The sequence below is a fragment of the Flavobacterium sp. LK-23 genome, assembly GCF_058135255.1.
In genome coordinates this window covers 1-17,149 of the sequence record NZ_JBYUVT010000004.1, presented here as the reverse complement: position 1 = coordinate 17,149, position 17,149 = coordinate 1, and the positions used below count along the sequence as shown (strand labels likewise).

11 protein-coding genes are annotated in these 17,149 nt (G+C 34.3%); 6 read left to right on the top strand and 5 right to left on the bottom strand.

From position 1 onward, the window contains the following. Nucleotides 1-60 precede the first annotated feature (60 nt). From AC3Y25_RS07660 to AC3Y25_RS07650, 3 genes are all read right to left on the bottom strand, one after another. Nucleotides 61-2,511: a carboxypeptidase-like regulatory domain-containing protein gene (locus AC3Y25_RS07660; RefSeq protein ID WP_489902324.1), complete on the bottom strand. Its 2,451-nt coding sequence runs from the start codon at nucleotides 2,509-2,511 to the stop codon at nucleotides 61-63. A gap of 84 nt (nucleotides 2,512-2,595) precedes the next feature. Continuing rightward, a complete protein-coding gene (locus AC3Y25_RS07655) occupies nucleotides 2,596-3,495 on the bottom strand; it encodes a FecR family protein (protein WP_489902323.1) in 900 nt (299 codons plus the stop codon). A 50-nt stretch (nucleotides 3,496-3,545) separates the two neighbouring features. Further along, nucleotides 3,546-4,061 (bottom strand): RNA polymerase sigma factor, encoded by a 516-nt coding sequence (locus AC3Y25_RS07650; protein WP_427874431.1) that lies wholly within the window; start codon nucleotides 4,059-4,061, stop codon nucleotides 3,546-3,548. Between the two features lie 198 nt (nucleotides 4,062-4,259). On the opposite strand from AC3Y25_RS07650, the gene AC3Y25_RS07645 reads away from it, so the two are divergent. Continuing rightward, on the top strand, nucleotides 4,260-5,282 hold the full coding sequence (locus tag AC3Y25_RS07645) for a hypothetical protein (RefSeq protein ID WP_489902322.1): 1,023 nt from the start codon (nucleotides 4,260-4,262) through the stop codon (nucleotides 5,280-5,282). 105 nt (nucleotides 5,283-5,387) lie between these two features. Here the strand turns inward: AC3Y25_RS07645 and AC3Y25_RS07640 are convergent, their stop codons facing one another. Both AC3Y25_RS07640 and AC3Y25_RS07635 read right to left on the bottom strand, forming a co-directional pair. Then, nucleotides 5,388-6,524 (bottom strand): PepSY-associated TM helix domain-containing protein, encoded by a 1,137-nt coding sequence (locus AC3Y25_RS07640; RefSeq protein ID WP_489902321.1) that lies wholly within the window; start codon nucleotides 6,522-6,524, stop codon nucleotides 5,388-5,390. Nucleotides 6,525-6,569: 45 nt separating this feature from the next. After that, complete coding sequence (locus AC3Y25_RS07635; protein WP_489902320.1) at nucleotides 6,570-9,017, bottom strand: TonB-dependent siderophore receptor; 2,448 nt, start codon at nucleotides 9,015-9,017, stop codon at nucleotides 6,570-6,572. A gap of 577 nt (nucleotides 9,018-9,594) precedes the next feature. On the opposite strand from AC3Y25_RS07635, the gene AC3Y25_RS07630 reads away from it, so the two are divergent. The 5 genes from AC3Y25_RS07630 to AC3Y25_RS07610 form a co-directional block, all read left to right on the top strand. After that, the gene (locus AC3Y25_RS07630) at nucleotides 9,595-10,392 is read left to right on the top strand and encodes a helix-turn-helix domain-containing protein (RefSeq protein WP_489902319.1); all 798 of its coding nucleotides are present in this window, start codon (nucleotides 9,595-9,597) and stop codon (nucleotides 10,390-10,392) included. Nucleotides 10,393-10,469: 77 nt separating this feature from the next. Then, entirely contained in the window at nucleotides 10,470-11,333 is an 864-nt protein-coding gene (locus AC3Y25_RS07625; RefSeq protein ID WP_489902318.1) for a CPBP family intramembrane glutamic endopeptidase, read from the top strand. Nucleotides 11,334-12,225: 892 nt separating this feature from the next. Continuing rightward, nucleotides 12,226-13,143, top strand: coding sequence for a PorP/SprF family type IX secretion system membrane protein (locus AC3Y25_RS07620; protein ID WP_489902317.1), 918 nt, complete (start codon nucleotides 12,226-12,228; stop codon nucleotides 13,141-13,143). A gap of 12 nt (nucleotides 13,144-13,155) precedes the next feature. Next, the gene (locus tag AC3Y25_RS07615) at nucleotides 13,156-15,099 is read left to right on the top strand and encodes an OmpA family protein (RefSeq protein WP_489902316.1); all 1,944 of its coding nucleotides are present in this window, start codon (nucleotides 13,156-13,158) and stop codon (nucleotides 15,097-15,099) included. Between the two features lie 629 nt (nucleotides 15,100-15,728). Further along, nucleotides 15,729-17,149 (top strand): phage tail-like protein (locus AC3Y25_RS07610; protein ID WP_489902315.1); only part of this gene is annotated, 1,421 nt, incomplete at its 3' end.

Sequence of the window (17,149 nt, the reverse complement as noted above, 5' to 3'; positions counted from 1 at the left end):
TTTTGAAAAAAAATAGAAATGTAGAATGAGAGCTTTAAAAAAACTCTTGCAGCAACGATATTAAAATGAAACTCTAAAACTCAGATTTGGAGTTCTTTGCAGTGAAAAAGTGTCCACTTCTTCGATAGAATTGGTTAAAGAATTAATTCTGTAATATTCACTGATTTCATTTCTTCTGTTTAGGATATTTAAGATTGAGATTCCTATTTTGTATTGAATTCCGCTTTCGGTTTGCCACTTGTAAGTTGAAGAAAGATTAACCTGCGAAAACATATTCAGATTACTGTTGTTTGGTTTGTTGTAAACCAGTACAGGATCAGAAAGATCAATTTGAGATAAATCTGGAGATGTTTTTGGTCTTCCTGAAGTCCATTTTGTTCCTAAAGCAATCTTGAAATTGTTTTTCTCATAAATTGCCGCCCACGATAAAGTGTGTGTCAGCTCAAAGTTGTTGGGAAAACGAGGATATTGATAATTAGTAAAATGATAATTGTTTTCGTTGTATGTATAACTTAACCACGTAAGAAAGTGGTTTATTTTTTTCTGAATTAGCATTTCTGTTCCCCAGATTTCATAATCTCCTGTAGTTCTGACAAATTCCAACTGATTCTGAAAACCTTGGCTAGAGGTTGTTATTCCGGTTACTTTTTTATAAAAGTTTTCGATGTCCAAAAGCCAATTGTTCTTTTGATAGAACAAATTTAAAGATAGCTGTCTGCTTCTTTGAATAGGAATTGTGCCGTTATTCGAGACAATCCAGCGTCTTTTTTCTATGCCAAAATAATCTTTCTGGAGATCAATAATCTGCTGGGAGTTTTGACTTTTGAGTTCGCCGAGAAGTTCTAAGGTTACACTTTTACTAAGTCCGTAACCCAATTGAACTCTAGGCTCTGCAATATATTTTTTGAATTTTTCGATATAATTAAGCCGCATTCCGCCCTTAAAATATACTCTAGAAATGGTATCATTATATTTTCCTTCTACAATTAAAGCATGAGTTCGTAATACGTCTTTTACTTTACGATAAAAATCAGGATTAGTTACCTGCTCTAAATTAGTAATGCCAATTTCATTAAATTGATATCCGTCGCTGAAACTAAATTTAGAGTTTAGAATATGATTATTTTCTAAATTAACGCCATTGTTGTTTACGGTATTTTCTTGAATAACAGTCTGGTTTTCGTAAATTGACTTTTGATCGGCTAGAAGTTCGTACGAAGAATTGTAAACATTAATTTTGGTCGTGTTGAATTTATTCCAGTTTCTTTTCCATAACAAATTTGCACCGTAGTTCTGTTGGCGTAAAACATTGGTTTGCGATTTGTTTATATTGTATGAAGCAGCACTTTTAGTAACTTCCAGATTATCCTTTATCGTTATTAAATCAAGTATGATTTGATCTTTGATTCCTATTTTTTGCGCGTATTTTACAGTAGCGTCATAAAAGCCAAATTTTTTATCACTTTTATAATTAAGATTTTGGTTTTGCGAAAAATCGGTAATGGTAGTATTTTGAAATACTTTATTGAAATATTCTTTATAAGTAGGAGTTTCTACAAAATCGGTAATCGATTTGCGCGCCGAAATTTCGATATAACTTTTTTTAGAAAGATTATATTTTCCATAAACATCAGCATTAATCATGTTGATTCCCGCGCTAAAAGAGTTTTTTTCTGCTTTTTCTGGAGTAGAAGAAATCGCGACTACACTTGAAACGCTTTCTCCGTAAAAGGCAGAACTTCCATTTTTATAGATGGAAATGGTATGCCCTAGATTTGGATTGAAAACTGATATTAAACCAAAAAAATGTCCTGTTTGAAACATTCGTATTCCATTCCACAAAAATAAATTCTGATCGTGCGTACCACCTCGAACGTTGATGCTTGATACACTTTCGTCCAAACTGTTTACACCCGGAATCTGCTGCATGGTCTGCAACGCATCGGGTTCAATAAGGCCGGGAAGTATACCAAATTTTTTCGGCTTAATTTCAAGAGATCCATCAGTGTTTTTAGAAATCCCAGAAGCCAAAATGGCATTCGTTTTAATTTCGTGCAATTCTGTAATTTCAGGTTCTAACAGGATTTGGATGCAATCTTTAACCTTTGTGTTTCCTGCCGTAATTCTTTTTGAAGCAAAACCAACATGACTAATTACAAAAGTGTTTTTGTTTTCTTTATTAAACTCAAAATAACCTTCTGAATCAGTTGTAAAGTGACTTTTATTATTTAAACTGATGTTGGCATTTTCGATAGGCTTTTTATCAATAGAAGATAAAACATAGCCACAAATTATTTTTGAAATAGTATCCTTTTTATAGATATTGATGAATTTGTTGCCTATATTTTCAAAAGACAAATGAGTTCTTTTTTCGAGATATTCCAATTTTTGTTCTAATGAAAATGATTTCTTGGGGGGATTTAATTCGAGACCTTCAATGTTATCTTCGGTATAATTAAAGCTTACGCCATGTTGTTCTTCAATATCAATTATTATTTTTTTAAAAGGCATAACCTTTCCTTTGTCTTGAGCAAAAAGATTCAGGACAAGAAAAAAGAGAAAAAACAAAAAATGAAATTGTTTGGGGCGGAACATTTATTTTTCGTCAAAAATTATTTTGTTGTTAGAAACTTTTCTAGCTTCTAAATGATAAGTCGTACTAATAATCTGCAAAGCTGTATTGAGATCTTTTGCAGGCAGTTTTCCTGTAAACAGAGAGATAGTGTCTTTGGCGTTTAAATCGATTTTAATATTGTATTGCCTTTCAACTTCATCTAAAATAGTTCGTATGTTTTCTTTATAGAAACAGATCTGATTATCCATCCATTCTGGCTGTGACGAATTTACAGTCCTTTTTGCCTCTTTTCCATTTTCAAAACGAACACTTTGTCCGTGAGTTAATAAAACTTGAATGTTGTTATAATTTACTTTCACACGGCCTTCATAACACACAACATCAAACCTGTTTTTTCTGGCTTTAACGTTAAATTGCGTTCCTAAAACCGTTACTTTTCCAAGATTGGTCTGCACTTCAAATTTTCTGCCTTTTGCAACTTTAAAGTAAGCTTCTCCTTTAAGTTCCAAATGTCTGTTGTTGTTCCAATTCCACTTTTTATAGTGTATTTCAGAACCTGAATTTAAAACCACTTCAGAATTATCGGGTAATGAGAAAGCAGTCTTTTTTCCAAAATCGGCAGTTTCGGTTTGAGGCACAAAAACTTTCATCGCAAACGTAATTCCAAGGGCGAGAACAAATATGGCAGCGGCTTTAAATGCCCATTTTTTGTAAAGTGGCACTACTTTTGGCGCTGTTTTTTTCTGGCTTAAAATATTCGACAACATAGCATTTTCATCCAAATCGCCTGTTTCTAGATGAGCGGTATAGTTTTTTATCTTTTGGTATTTTTCAAAATCGGGACTTGCCTCAAATGCGGCCAATTCATCCGGAGATAATTCGTCGTTGAGCCATTTTGCCAATAAGCGATCTTTTTTCATTGTATCGTATTATTTAATTAAAACAATTAGAACTAAATTTACCCTACTTTTTATAAGTCAATTTCTTTACGTAAGCTTAACAGGGCCAAATGGATGCGTTTTTCTACTGCCTTTACGCTAATGTTGAGCTCTACGGCAATTTCGCTGTATTTTTTGCCATCAATTCTGTGCATTAAAAAGGCAGTGCGCTGTTTTTCGTTTAAGTTTTCGATGGCTTTTAAAAGTTTTGCCTGAAATTGTTTTTCTTCCAGAAGATATTCCGGACTCTCATTGGTCTTGTCCAAACCAGTGAAGTTTTTTTCATATTTCAAAACCACTTTCTGGTGCGCAATCTGGTTGAGACTGCTGTTATTGGCAATGGTGTAAAGGTATGATTTTGCTTTTTCTAAAGGTACAGAAGCACAGTTCTGCCAAAGCTTTACAAATGCTTCCTGAGTTATATCTTCTGCTTGTTCTGCGTTTCCAAATTTGTAAAAAAGAAAATTCCGAAGTGCTTTTACATGACTTTTGAAGAAAGACGAAAAAATGATTTCATCACAAGTATTAGATTGGTTTTGATCTGGCATTTAGAGTTTCAATTTTTTCAGCGTAAAAGTATTTGTTTTTAATTTAAGTAGGGTAAAAGTAGAGATGATTGTTTTATAGAAGAATAAAATGCTATTGGTTTTTGATAATTTAGTATAGATGAAAATTATCAAGCCTTGCTGTTAGGTTATTAAAAAACAGTTTCTTTTAAAATTTATTACCTTTGTAAAAACATAAATATGTTCCTTTTGAAAAAATATTTATCACTTGCAGTTTTCCTATTGTTACTGTTTTCCTGTCAAAGTGAAGTAGACGAGCAAAACAATAATTCGCAGGGAACCATTACTACTGTTTCTCCGCTTACAACTTATTTGCAAAGGGTTGCTATGGTTAGAACTGTACAGGATAATATGATTGACGGATCTAGTTATTGTACTATAAAGCTCCCTTATACCGTTACAGTAAATAATGAGCAGATTGCAGTAAACGCAACTGCCGATTATCAAAAAGTTTTGGATAATATCAACGCAAGCAATTATGATGATGATATTGTAAAAATAGACTTTCCTGTAACGATGGTATATTATAATTACATCGAAAAACTGATTCCAAATCAGGCAGATTTTGATTCTTTGATTGATTATTGGAATCTCTATCCAGATCTTTTATCCAAAATCAACGGTCTGAATATCAATTATCCCATAACAATCAATAGCTATAACAGCCTCAATCAAGCAGCGAGTTCTCAATTAATAGTAAGCGATCAGGCCTTTTTTAATTTCATTAAAAATTTAAATGAAAGCCAGTATATCTCTCTAAAATATCCTATCACAATTGCAGATTACAATAATCAGACAAAAACGATTTCAAATAATCAGGATTTCGAAAATGCTATTAAATATGCCATAGATTATTGTCCAGAAAATAACCTTGTAACACTAGATTTTGATGCAACCATTACAAAAGGTTCTTGGGAAATACCTTATTTTTATGATGGTGCCGTAAAGACTTCAAATTACAGCGACTATACATTTGTATTTAAAACCGATCAATCTGTAGTTGCCACCAAAAGTGGAGTTTCAGAAACGGGCCAGTGGGAAAGTTCAATCCAAAATGGTGTCAGAGAAGTTAAAGTAATTTTTAATACAGGAGTGCTTTCTAAATTAAATTTCAACTGGAAGCTGTTTGAATTTAATAATTCTCAGATACGATTACGAGATATAAATACAACAACTAATTATCTCTATTTTCAAAAAAAGTAAATCTCCAAGTCCACTTTTTTGTTTTACTTAGAGATTTATAAATTGCTAACTATGTTTGTTTTAAATAAGTGAAACGTCTTTTTTAAGCATCTCAATTCTATGTTTCTAAGTGTTTAAAAATAATACCCAGAACATCACTTTTTTTTTCTTTCTTCCCAACCAGATCAGAAGTCCCGTAATAGGTAATGTTGCCGCAAATAAACAAACGATAAAAGCTAAAATTTTGGTTGGATAACCATAGATGCTTCCGGTATGAATTGGGTAAATTAGGCGTCGTACTTTATCGCCATTGCTAAAGGATTCATAAGGTCTTATTTTCAAAAGTTTACCTGTGTATTTGTCAAAATAAGCCATACTTGAAATATTCGGAATAGATTTTTCAAGATTCAATTTAATAACCATAATACTGTTTATGGTATCAGAAGGAATTCTAATCTGCGTATCTCCTTTGTATTTATAAATGTTTTCTGTTTTTGAAAGTATGTTTTGATAGAAAAAAGTTTTATCCAGTTTTGGATCCACTTTTGTCGGATTTTCAACTTTAGCCGAAGGTTTTTTTGCTGTTCCATCTGCCAGTAAATAGATACCGCTTTCAAACCATTTGAAAGACCAGGTTAATCCGGTCAGGGATATGATCAGAAGAAATAGAAAGCTGTAGAAACCAAAATTGGAATGAAAATCCCAATTGACTCTTTTAAAAGAAGCATTCCATTTTATGGTCAATCTCTGCTTTAAGTTTTTTATTTTTTTTGGCCACCATAAAATTAGCCCCGAAAGCAGCATAAAAACAAAAATAAGACAGCTGCAGCCTGTAATAAATTTTCCCACTTCTCCTAGGATCAAATGACGATGCAGATCTAGTACTACAGAGAAAAACCTGCTTTTTTCAGGAATGGTTGCCAGTACTTTTCCTGTATACGGATCTACGGAGAAAATCTGATCTTTTTTATCAGCATCTGTTCCAGAAATAATTACTGTTCTTGCTGGGTCTTGATACGTTTGAATTCGGTCTAATTCTCTAATGCGATATTGTTTCGCAATAGAATTAACGTAAAGGTCAACAGGCATTTTTTGGTTTCCAATATTCGAAACTTTATAAAATTCAGGATTGATAAAAGCGTCGATTTCTTCTTCAAAAACTAAAATGCTTCCAGTAAGGGCTACAATAAATACAATAAGCCCGGACGTAAGTCCGAGCCATAAATGTAAAAAGCCAATATTTTTTTTAAATGTTTTATTCATGTAAAGAGGCTGCGAAAAATATTTTCAAATATAATTAAAGCTTTTTTAAAAGGAGTAGCCAAGAGTTAAAAGCCAGTTAGAAGGTGCTCCAGGGAACAAACGGATATAATCATATCCTCCAACCCAATAGGTTTTATTTAGGATATTATTCGCGTTCAGCTGAATTTTGAACTTGTTGATATTGTAATAAAAAGCAGCATTAAACAAGGTATATCCAGGAAGAGTTTCTGTAGTAGTCTGGCTCATGGTACGTGTTGTCGCAAAATTAGATCCCATTGCAATTCCAAAATCTTTTAAAGCGCCATTTGTAAAATTATAACGAGTCCAAATATTACCCTGCTGTCTTGGAGTATTTGCTTTTTGTCTTCCAACTTCAACTTCAATAGGGCTTTCTGTAATAAAAGCTTCATTATAACTATAAGCGGCAGAAATACTCCAGTTGCGCGTAATATTTCCATTCAAATCAATTTCGATACCTTTCGATTCCTCCTCACCAATAGATCTCATTAAATCGGGATTTGACGGATCATTAGCAGGATATAACGTGTTTTTTTGCTGTATTTTGAATAACGCAACAGTCACAAAAAGTTTTTCTTTAAACCAAGATGATTTCCCTCCAAATTCAACCATATTGCTTTCTAACGGATTAAATGGACCTCCCGAATTTGGATTTGCCAGAGTAGACGCCGTTTGAGGATTATATCCCTGAACATAAGTTCCGTATAGGTTAATGTTTGGATTAAGTGTATAAGTAAGACCAAAACGAGGCAAAAACGAATGTTGTTTTACTTTTGTTTCTGTGGCTTTTTTGTAATTTACTTTATCTGAATATTCGTCATAACGGATACCAATTAAAGCCTGAAAAGCACCAAATTTAATATGGTCTTGAATATAAACGCCATACAATGAATAATAGGTTGGATCAACTTGGCGCGCTACATAAAAATATTTACTCATATCTTTTAATTGCTGCGATGCAAATGGATTAGTCAAATCAAAATGAGCTACGTTGGGCACTGGATTTCCTTTAGAATCCAATAAATAATTCGCTTTATTTGCAGGATTATAAGTCGCGATAAAGCCATTATTGGCAGCATTTCTGTAACCACTTGCCGTTAATTGCGATCCGCCTGCGGGAACCTCCTCCTGAGCATAATCAAAACCTGCAATTAAATTATGGTCTAAAGCACCTGTTTTGGCCTCATATTTAAAGAAAGTAGAAAGATTATCAATATAACGCTTGCGTTTACGCTGAAAAACTTGCATTTCAATTGCGGTTGGAATTGTCGATCCGTCTCCAGCAGAAGCATATTTATTGGCACCACGGTGCTCTAAGAGATCCTCATTATAGCCCGTTCTGATGTACGATCCTGAAAACGATAAACGGTCTGAAAACTTATGATTTAAAGAGGTCGTAACGATATAGGTTTCCTCTTTTAAATAATCATTTGTTGAGTTTAGCGAATTTGAAGTTTTTGTAGAATAGAGATTGTCTTCGTAAGTAGACTGTCCTCGGTCCAAATTCCCATTGGAACTGCTGTAGATCAAATCAAAATTTACGCTTGTTTTATCATTTGGAAGAAAAGAAAGGGAAGGAGCTACAACAATATTTTTGTCATATTGCAAATCCCTGAATGAATTGGCATTTTCGTAACCTAAATTCAAACGGTATAAAAGCGATTTATCTTCGGTTAAAGGCCCTGTAAAATCAGCTAAGGCTCTTAAAGTATTAAAACTTCCGGTAGAAAAACTTACGCTATTTGCTGCCTGATCTAATGGTTTTTTAGTCACACGATTTAAAACCCCTCCAGGAGAAGCATTTCCAAACAAAGCAGATGATGGTCCTTTTAAAACTTCAACACGCTCCAGATAATTTGCAAGAGGCTGTTTCCAAAATCCTGTAGAGGTTCTCATACCGTTTAGCAATTGCGTATTGCTTCCTCCGTTTATCCTAAAACCTCTAATGGAGATATCGTCGTAAAAAGTAAACTGGCTTACCCCGCTGAAATTTTTTACCACTTCGCCAACACGAATTGCACCCTGATCTGCTATTAATTCTTTGGTAGCGTAAGAAACGGCTTGAGGTAAGTCTTTTAAGGCGATTTCCGTTTTAGCGCCAATAAAAGATTTTGTATTTCGATAAGATTTTTCTTTTCGTCCTGTAATTTCTACAGTCTGCAGCGTATTGATGTTTTCTTTTAAAGTAATAGAAATATCAACATTTTCATTTTCATTTAGTTCAACATTTTTTTCTTCGACTATAAATCCCATTGCGGAGACAGTGACAGTATAGTTTCCAGAAGCAAGATTTGTAATTTCAAAATTTCCCTTGTCATCAGAAACAGTATTCTTTTTAAGGGCTTTTATAGATATAGAAGCGTAAGAGACAGCTTCGTTATTTTCGGAAACAATTTTTCCAGTAATTTTAGCATTTTGTGCCAAACCAATATTTATAAAGGCAAGCAGTAATAATAAGGAGAAAGTTAATTTCATGGCGGTTATTTATATTTAGGCTGCAAATCTAGTATTATTTAGACTAAATACAAATAAGATTTTTTAACATAAAATTTTAAATAGTACATTCACTATCTGTGATCTGATTTTTTATTAATTATATTTTTTTATTTTTATCCTACTTAAAAAAAAGGGTATTAATTAAATTGATCTTTCTTTTAAAGTTTAATTGTTTTATTTTCAGTGTTTAAGGTGATTTATGATGTAGAGAAACTTTGTTTTTTATTTTAATAATAAAAGAAACATTTTCGACAATTTTTAAAATAAAAATCTTAAAAAAAAGACCAAAAGTAGTTACCTTTTAGTAACTTAATTTTAATAAAGCATTTATCACCCTACTTAAAAAAAGTCATTTTTTGAATGTCTGCTTTAATTTTAATATACAGAAAGTATAACATAAAAGATGCCAATTATTTTTTTTGATTGTTCCAAGTCCGTTATGGTTATTCTTTTTATTGCGCGGAAATATTGCACGAAATTAGCTTACTCAATCATTTCTGTAAAGATTTACAGTATATTTGATTGTTCAATAAATTATTAAAAACAGGCAATATAAATGTTTGAGCTGGATAGGGAAAAATATTTAGGTAGTACTAAAAATATATTTAGTACGAATCAAGGCATATCCGTTGTTGAAACAGAGTATAATAATAAAGATTATGAGGGATGGCACTCTCACAATAATGCACACATAACACTATTCTTAAAGGGAGGAACAACCGAGAAAAGAAAACACTTTACTGAAACTGTTGGTTCTGGTTCTTTGTTATTTTACCATAGCGACGAACTGCATTTGAACCAAAAAACGATTTTTCCTTCAAGAAATATTAATTTAGAAATTGAAGAAAATCTTTTCAAAGATCTTGAGATTAATGAAGCTGTGATTGAAAAATCGATTCAGAACAGTGCATTATCCAAATTTTTGATTCTAAAAATTTTTAAAGAAACCCAGGCTCCTGATCCGTTTTCCAGCGATACGATTAAAATGCTGTTTGCCCAATTATCCAATGCTAATGAACATTTGGAGCGATTTGAAAAAAGTCCGTTTTGGGTAAAAAGTTTAAATGAACTGCTGAACGACTGCTGGAATGAAAACCCAAACTTAAAGGATCTGGCACAAGTTTTACAATTAAACCCAATTACGATCTCAAAACATTTCCCTAAATATTTTGGCTGTACTTTAGGCGAATACATGCGCCGAATTAAAATTAATCGTTCGCTATCGCTGGTACAATCCAACGAAATTAATCTAACCGAAATTGCTTTTGAATGCGGATTTGCAGATCAAAGCCATTTTATCAGAACTTTTAAAGCACAAACTGGATTTTTGCCCAAACAATTTCAAAAATTATAATAGAGGCAAATTTCATTCTATTTTTTGTTTTTAATGCGGGATACTTTTGCCTCATCATTAATTATAAAATAAATCAAATGGAAACCCTTACCAGAAAACAAAAAATATTCAATTTTCCTGTAGTCAAAATTATTCTTGCTTTACTTACTTTTATGGCGGTTGTTATTATCGGTCAGCAGATTGCAGTAAAATTACTATCCCTAACATCGCTTGACAAAGACTACAGAAACCTTTTAAAAGGTCTTTTTGTTTCTTCAGCATGCATTTGCAGCTATATTCTTTTCTTTAAGAAATACGACAAAAGAAGCATAACAGAATTTGCGACAAAAGGACTTGTCAAAAATCTAACAATAGGAATTCTGACAGGTTTTATTTTACAGTCTTTTACTATTTTAATAATGTATCTTAACGGAAATTACAGCGTTCTAAAGATCAACCCTGTATCGTTTATTCTGATTCCTTTTGCCATAATGTTTACAGTTGCCATTATTGAAGAAATATTAGTGCGCGGTATCATATTTAGAATTGTAGAAGAAAAATTAGGGAGTTACATTTCTCTTACTATTTCGTCGGTGTTATTTGGCGTTTTTCACCTAGCAAATCCTCATGGCACATTAATTTCTGGAATATGTATCACAACTGCGGGTTTTATGTTGGGTGCTGCTTTTATTTACAGCCGTAATTTATGGATGCCGATTGCTTTACATTTTGCTTGGAATTTTACGCAGTCTGGTATTTATGGAGCCGTAACATCTGGAAATGAGAAAACAAGCAGTTTACTGGAAGCAAAGATACAAGGTCCAGAATTTGTAACTGGAGGTGAATTTGGCCCAGAAGGATCAATTCAGGCAATACTTTTCTGTGCTCTTGCAACCGTCTTATTGCTAATTTTATGCCAGAAAAACGGAAAAATAATAAAGCCTTATTGGAAAAGATATTAGAAATTAGAAAAACTATGAGCCAGCAGCTTGAATGGGAAGTGTTAACGACTTTCTTTTAAAATACCTAACTATTATAAAAACAATAATTTATACCGGTTATTGTTACCGCTAATTTATCATATCCTTTATGAATAAACTTATTTTATTATTTTTTACAGCTTTAATTAACAGCATTCTGATTATATTAAAGTAACAATTATTTTAAATTCTAAGCCACACATGAAGAACAGAAAGCATTCATACTCATAATATTATCGAGGCTCAGAATTCTTTATGGTATTCCAAACGGCAATGAAGTATAGACCTCCAAAATCAAATGATTCTGGAGGTATTTTTTTCTCTCAAATTCCTTTCTACATCAATATATTGTAATAGATAATTAGTGTTTCAGATAAAAATGACCAGAGACAAATAAAAAATATTAAAACCTTGATTTTTAATATATTTTGTATATTTTTGTAAGGTATTTAGTATTGTTTGTGTTTTTAGAATATATAGGAATTGTTTTTTGAACATCCTGCTTATTATTGGACATGATTTTTATCGCTATTTATAGCATTACAATTTCCTAAATAGTATAGAATTTAGCCAGCGGGTGCATATTAAAAACAATTACAGCATTTTTTTCCTTACCCCATTTCTTTAGTATTCCTATTTTGAATCTGCTATAAGCCAGACCCTATAAAAGCCTTACGATTAAAGCAATGCGCTTTAATATTCTCTACCGCATTTACACTCTGAAATTTAATTTTTAAAGACGTTTGTTCAAATTGGTCTTAAATGCTGATTTATATTGTCTTAGGTCTTAACAGTTCGATTATTCCGGTAAAAATTTTACGTAGGCATTCGTTTTCGTAAGATGACTGCCATGTCCTTAAGTAAAATATAAAATATGAGTAAAAATATACTTTTTTGTATTGTTGTATTATCGAATTATATTGGTTATGCGCAGCAAGATGCGCAGTACACCCAGTATATGTACAATACAATAGCTATAAATCCTGCCTATGCGGGTTCCCGTGGAGTATTTAGCGTATTTGGCCTTTACCGCACCCAATGGGTTGGTCTTGATGGAGCGCCAGAGACAAGCAGCTTCTCAATCAATACGCCAATAAACAATAGCAGATTAGGCATTGGAGCTTCATTGGTCAATGACAAAATTGGCCCTACAAATGAAAACAACATCTCAGTTGATCTGTCTTACACCATTCAGACCTCTGCAGATTTTAAGCTTTCATTTGGCATCAAAGGAACGGCAAATATCTTCAATTTAGATGTAAACAAATTAAATCCTGCAGATCAGGGCGATCCCCAGTTTCAAGATTTAAACAGCAAGTTCTCTCCAAACGTCGGGGCTGGAGTCTACTGGCATTCCGACAAAGCATACATTGGCCTATCTGTTCCAAACTTTATTGAAACAAACCGTTACGACGACAATGATGTTGCCATCTATAAAGACAGAATCAATTACTACTTAATTGGAGGCTACGTATTCGATCTTGACAAATACCAGTACATAAAATTCAAGCCCGCCATATTAACCAAAATGGTTCAGGGCGCGCCATTGCAGGTAGATCTGTCTGCGAATTTTATGTTCTATGATAAATTTATGATTGGCGCAGCTTACAGATGGAGCGCTTCATTAAGTGCTATGGTTGGGTTTCAGATCACAGACGGACTTTATTTGGGCTATGGCTATGATCGGGAAACCACCAAATTGAACAATTACAATTCAGGCTCGCATGAGATATTCCTGCGCTATGAATTCTTCTCCAACAAAGGCAAAATGACAACCCCTCGTTTCTTCTAAAAATAAGGCATCATGAAAAACTATACACTACTTTTCGCTGCAATCATAGGCGCTTTTTCATTCGGCAGCTATGCCCAGCAGGCAAAAATAAATGCTGCAGACAAAAAATATGACAGCTACGCCTATGTCGATGCAATAAAGACTTATGAAAAAGTTGCGGCCAAAGGCTACAGATCTGAAGACATGTTTAAAAAACTGGGAAATGCCTATTATTTCAATTCAGATTTCCAGAACGCGGCAAAATGGTACGGCGAATTATTTGCCATGAATCCAAATCCGGAGCCGGAATACTATTTCAGATATGCGCAATCTTTAAAATCGGCTGGAGATATTGCCAAAGCCAATAGGCTTTTGGAAGAATTCAATGCCGTCTCAAAAAATGACAGCAGAGGAAAGCTCTACAGAGAAGACATAAACTATCTCGACCAGATAAAGGCAAATTCTGGGAGGTACCAGATAGAAGACGCGGGCATTAACAGCCAATACTCCGATTACGGGTCATTTGTGTACAACAGCAAAATTTACTTTGCATCTGCTCGTGATACGGGAAATTTTGTGCAGCGCAAACACAAATGGACAGGAGAATATTTCACCAATATTTATAATGCCGATCTGGATCCCGCAACGGGAACCGCATCAAAAGTGAATAAATTTAAATCGGCCATAAACACCAAATTTCACGAAGCTTCTCCTGTTTTTACCAAAGACGGAAAAACAGTCTATTTTACCAGAAACAACTATATTGACGGCAAAAAAGGCAAGGACGAAAGCAGAGTCACTTTAATCAAGCTTTACAGAGCAGAACTGGGAAAAGACGGCAAATGGACCAGCATTGCCGAACTTCCATTCAACAGCAATAATTACAGCACAGCTCATCCGGCTTTGAGCCCAGATGAGAAAACGCTGTATTTTGCTTCCGATATGCCGGGTTCTTTTGGAGAATCCGATCTGTATAAAGTAACTATAAATTCAAATGGTGGCTTTGGCCCTCCGCAGAATCTTGGAAACACGATTAATACGGAAGGGAAAGAAACGTATCCTTACTTAACTTCTGAAAACGAGATTTATTTTTCGTCTGACGGACATCCGGGTCTCGGAGGATTGGATGTTTTTGTAGCCAATATTGACAATAGCGGAAAAATAAGGAACATTCAGAATGTCGGGGCAGATGTCAATTCGCCAAAAGATGATTTTGCGTACATTATTGATCCTGAAACCAGAAGAGGATTTTTCACTTCCAACAAAGATGGCGGACGGGGTTCTGATGATATTTATAAATTTCTAGAAACCAGAAGGCTCAAATGCGTCCAGCAGCTGTACGGAATAATATCGGATGCCGAAACAGGACTTGCGCTTCCGGGAGCCAAAGTCACTCTGTATGATGACCAGATGAACATTAAAAACTCTGCCGTTGCAGACGGTTCCGGATTATACGCCTTTGATGTCGAATGCGGAAAAACCTATTTCGTAAGAGCAGAAAAACCTGAATTCGCTACAAAAGAAGTAAATATAACTATAGATAAAACAAGCGGCAAGACCAATCTTCCGATTGCGCTTGAAAAATCAACCTGCAAGGTTACCGTTGGCGATGATTTGGGAAAATGCTTCGGAATCAAATTGATCTACTTTGATTTGGACAAGTCTAACATTAGAACAGAAGCGGCGCTGGATCTGGAAAAAATACTAGTGGTCTTAAACGACAATCCAAGCATGAAACTGGATATCCGCTCGCACACAGACAGCAGGGCATCGCACCAGTACAACGAAGCCTTATCGGATAGAAGAGCAAAATCGACCATCCAGTGGCTCATTAAAAACGGAATAGCGCCTAACCGATTAACTGGAAAAGGCTATGGCGAAACCGAACTGGTAAATAAATGCGCAGACGGTGTTCCATGCACAGAAGCAGAACATCAGGAAAACAGACGAAGCGAATTTATTATAACGGCTTTATAACTTTTCCATCGCCAATCGTACATTCATATAAGAGATAAAACCCCTATCAATTTTACGAAAATAAAAATGATCAATACCTCGAATGTAGACAAATGGTATTAGAAATAACTGTTTGTCAAGCATTGGCTTCAGAATCTATTTTGACTGTCTGATTCCAAGCATTTATTTTCTTAATGTTTTTTGAAAGAATTAGAAAAGTATATGCCGAAAACAGAAAAATAAATCTTGACTGTATTTAGAGTCAGGATTTTTTTTTATAAAAAAATGAAATACCCCTCAATCCAAGTTTAAAATTAAATTCCTCTTCCAATATTATCCAACTACTACATTTCCCAATCCCAATCCCATTCCTCACCTCTCATTCTCCATTTCTCAATTCATTAATAGCACATTATCTAATTATCACATTTCTAGTTCAATCATGAAAATTTCGAGGTAAGAAATTATGTCTTAAAATACAACTTTAAAAACTTCTAGTGGTAAAGCTTCAGTACAAATAAATAGATATTTGCACTGTGTTAATGAGGCTTAGATACTGTAAATGATGAACTTATAAAAATACATCGCTTCTGTTTTAGATTTCATTACAACATGATAAAAAAAATAGTAACCATTAATGATTAAATCATATGAAGAATAGATTACTTCCTTTACTATTTGTTTTGGGTAGTTATTCAGCCTACTCTCAGGTAGTTGTGGGTAAGAAAGAGCCAACAACTAATTCAGCACAGTTTGAAGTATTTGCTAATAACCGAGGAGTATTAATTCCACGTGTCAAATTATTGAGTTCTACGGATACTGTGACAATGGAAAAAGGAAATGAAAACAGCTTGCTGGTTTTTAATACTGAAACTGTTGCCGATATTACGCCAGGGTACTACTACTGGTATATAGACAGATGGGTTAGACTTGCTGTTGCTGGTGAAGCTGCTGGTATTGCAGGAGGTACTGGAGCTCCAGGTAATAAAGGAGAAGCAGGATATCCTGGTAAAGATGTAAGTATTTATACAGATAAAGATTCTGGAACTATTTATGTACAAAATGCTGATGGTACATGGAGTCCTATTAACGGTAAAAACGGAATCGATGGTAAAAATGGTATTGCAGGAGGAAACGGTCTGCCTGGTGATGCTGGTCTTGACGGAACAATCCAGATGTATGTTGATTACAAAACGGGAATTGTTTATGTAAGAGATCCAAAAGATAATACAAAATGGGTTCCATTAAATGGGAAAGAAGGAATTCCTGGAGTTCCTGGAAAACCAGGTGATGCAGGTTCTATTACTACACTTGATGCAATTGTAAAAGATTCTGAGGGTAATATTTATGCATATGTAGGAACCGATAATACAGTTGCTGGCCGAGATAAAGAATGGGCTGATAAGTCTTCAAACTGGGTAAAAATTAACGGTTTAAATGGTGCTGCTGGAATTGCAGGAGCAACTGGAGCACCAGGAATGGCAGGATCAATTACCACTCTAGATGCTATTGTAAAAGATCCAAATGGCGATATTTATGCTTATGTGGGGACAGATAAAACGGTTGCTGGCCGAGATAAAGAATGGACTGATAAGTCTTCAAACTGGGTAAAAATCAATGGTTTAAATGGTGCAACAGGAATTAAAGGGGATCCAGGTGACCCAGGAGTTCAAATTCCTACAGATACTTATGTTCTTGTAAATGAAAATGGTATTGTTTTTATCAAGGATCCTGCAACAGGAAAATGGATTTCTGTTAATGGTAAAAATGGAAACAATGGACAAGATGGAATGATAGGTATTAAAGGAGACCCAGGAGATCCTGGAGTTTCAATTCCAGAGGAAGCAACAATACTTGTAAATGATAAAGGCATTGTATATATCTTAAAGCCAGGGTCTAATCCAAAAGAATGGATTAAATTGACTGGAGATAAAGGGGATACGGGAGCGGACGGTAAGTCGGCGTTCGAGATCTGGAAAGAGCTTCCTGGAAATGACGGAAAAGACATGAACGAGTATGTTGCAGGCCTTAAAGGAGACACGGGAGCGGACGGTAAGTCGGCGTTCGAGAT

Coding starts and splice junctions, on each gene's coding strand:
- AC3Y25_RS07660 (WP_489902324.1), bottom strand. CDS start 2,511: ATGCCTTTTAAAAAAATAATAATTGATATTGAAGAACAACATGGCGTA.
- AC3Y25_RS07655 (WP_489902323.1), bottom strand. CDS start 3,495: ATGAAAAAAGATCGCTTATTGGCAAAATGGCTCAACGACGAATTATCT.
- AC3Y25_RS07650 (WP_427874431.1), bottom strand. CDS start 4,061: ATGCCAGATCAAAACCAATCTAATACTTGTGATGAAATCATTTTTTCG.
- AC3Y25_RS07645 (WP_489902322.1), top strand. CDS start 4,260: ATGTTCCTTTTGAAAAAATATTTATCACTTGCAGTTTTCCTATTGTTA.
- AC3Y25_RS07640 (WP_489902321.1), bottom strand. CDS start 6,524: ATGAATAAAACATTTAAAAAAAATATTGGCTTTTTACATTTATGGCTC.
- AC3Y25_RS07635 (WP_489902320.1), bottom strand. CDS start 9,017: ATGAAATTAACTTTCTCCTTATTATTACTGCTTGCCTTTATAAATATT.
- AC3Y25_RS07630 (WP_489902319.1), top strand. CDS start 9,595: ATGTTTGAGCTGGATAGGGAAAAATATTTAGGTAGTACTAAAAATATA.
- AC3Y25_RS07625 (WP_489902318.1), top strand. CDS start 10,470: ATGGAAACCCTTACCAGAAAACAAAAAATATTCAATTTTCCTGTAGTC.
- AC3Y25_RS07620 (WP_489902317.1), top strand. CDS start 12,226: ATGAGTAAAAATATACTTTTTTGTATTGTTGTATTATCGAATTATATT.
- AC3Y25_RS07615 (WP_489902316.1), top strand. CDS start 13,156: ATGAAAAACTATACACTACTTTTCGCTGCAATCATAGGCGCTTTTTCA.